2 protein-coding genes are annotated in these 1,933 nt (G+C 27.4%); one reads left to right on the plus strand and one right to left on the minus strand.

Translation table 11 applies throughout. From position 1 onward, the window contains the following. Positions 1-567: 567 nt before the first annotated feature. Positions 568-741: a metallophosphoesterase gene (locus ACQY1Q_RS17330; protein WP_431006587.1), complete on the minus strand. Its 174-nt coding sequence runs from the start codon at positions 739-741 to the stop codon at positions 568-570. A 120-nt stretch (positions 742-861) separates the two neighbouring features. Between ACQY1Q_RS17330 and ACQY1Q_RS17335 the strand changes: the two genes are divergently transcribed. Further along, positions 862-1,683 (plus strand): class I SAM-dependent methyltransferase, encoded by an 822-nt coding sequence (locus tag ACQY1Q_RS17335; protein WP_431006588.1) that lies wholly within the window; start codon positions 862-864, stop codon positions 1,681-1,683. The last annotated feature ends 250 nt before the right edge of the window (positions 1,684-1,933 follow it).

Here is a 1,933-nt window from a genome sequence, read left to right on the forward strand (position 1 = left end):
TTAAAATCTTGGCAATCTGTGAGGGTGAAAATTTACTCTTGCGCATCGTTTTCTGTTTAAAGTTAAAATTAATCTTTATATTTTTAAACAGTTCGGTTTTTTGGGAAGCTTACATTTCATGAAAGTAAAAGTAATACATATTTTAATATGAAATTGCTTTTATTTAAATCAAATCATTAAAAGCTACATCACTTTTAAATTAATAGTTAATTAAGTAGTTTAATAAAAAACATTGAGGACTAGACATTTTATAAACTTTATTTGTCATCTTAATATGGTATGATTTAAATTGAATTCATCAACTCCTGAGTAAAGGATAATTTAATCTTTTCTTCTTTGATACGTTGAGCTAAATAATCTCTTACCTCATTTGAAGATCTTTCAGGTTCGTTAACAAGCACCTTTACACTCGGTGAAGTGTTTTTAATTAGGAGAAGTAATAGAGGGGTTTCCGCATCTCGTTCATCTACCCAAAATACAGTGACTGCATTAAAATTAGTGAGTTCGCTATTTATTGATACCCCAGTTTCTGTAATTTCAATAGGGATATATACTCCTTCTTTCTTTTTAAGTTGGTAATAGATAGATTGTATCCAAATAATGATGATGATACTCCAAGTTAAAACCTACAATATCACATAAACAAAATACCTTATCTATTTTTCTATTTTCAATTTCTTTAAAAACTTTTAATAAAGAAAAACAATCTTCATGAATATCTGTTATTATTGCAATTTTCATACAACCGCAAAAGTACTCTTAGTATTTTTTTAATTTAGGTAAATCATTTAAGAAGTGTATAAATAAACACTTTATTGATTTATTATTATAATTTTACGGCTCTAAATAAAAAAATCTCTAGTGAAAAAAATACTTTTAAAAAAAATACTTTTAAAATTAGGTCTTTTCCCTTTATTTGAGCAATTTAATTTCCAAATAAATAGACTAAAGAATAAAAAGAAAAACAACATCTTCTTAAGAGAAAACACTCATATTAGCTTACCTCCTGATTTTTATTTATACGAAACATTTGGTTTAGACTATTCTAGATACTATTTCGGAGGAGCTCATGTAGCAAAATGGATATTTAATAATTTTAAAAAACATATAAAATTTAACCCAAAAAGTAAAATTTTAGATTGGGGTTGTGGACCTGGAAGAGTAATTCGTCACTTACCTAAAATTATGGGAAAAGAAAATCTATACTTTGGTACTGATTACAATGTTAACTACATTGAATGGTGCACTTCTAATTTAACAAATATCCGTTTTACTCTTAATCAATTATCCCCTCCTCTTAAATTCGAAGACAACTATTTTGATGCTATTTATGGCATCTCAATATTTACACATTTATCTCACGAAATGCATATTAAATGGATTAAGGAATTAAATAGGATAACTATAAAGTCAGGAATACTTCTCATTACTACCCATGGAGAATCTTTTATACATAAATTAAATAACCACGAACAAGAACTATTTCTAAATGGTCAATTAGTAGAACACAAATATAAGAAAGAGGGTAATAGACTTTTTGCCTCTTACCAACCTCTTACTTACTTCAAAAATCTTTGTGAAAATAATGGATTTACGGTTTTAGAACATATCCATGGTGTAATTAAAAACCAAAAGCCTCAACAAGATGTTTGGATTCTAAAAAAAACTTCTAATTCATCATAAATTTGTCATCTACTTTTAATTTTAAAAATAATAGGTTTTGACTTTAAATCTAATATTAAAGTCCTTTTTCTTTGAAAAAGGACTTTTTCCCTATAGTCATTCAAGCATATTTACTTCGTAAATCACTCAAAACAAATCCATTGCGTAAAGCTTTGTTAAAACATCCAAAGCATACCGTAGCTCCTGCACTCTCTCGTTTAAATCCTTAGAACTATCTTCATCTTGGTAGCATAAGGCTAAATCTGAGGCG

The organism is Tenacibaculum sp. TC6, assembly GCF_050606265.1.
In the GTDB taxonomy this organism is placed as follows: domain Bacteria; phylum Bacteroidota; class Bacteroidia; order Flavobacteriales; family Flavobacteriaceae; genus Polaribacter.

Excerpts from the sequence above, each read along its gene's own strand:
- ACQY1Q_RS17330 (WP_431006587.1), bottom strand. The coding sequence starts at position 741 with ATGAAAATTGCAATAATAACAGATATTCATGAAGATTGTTTTTCTTTA.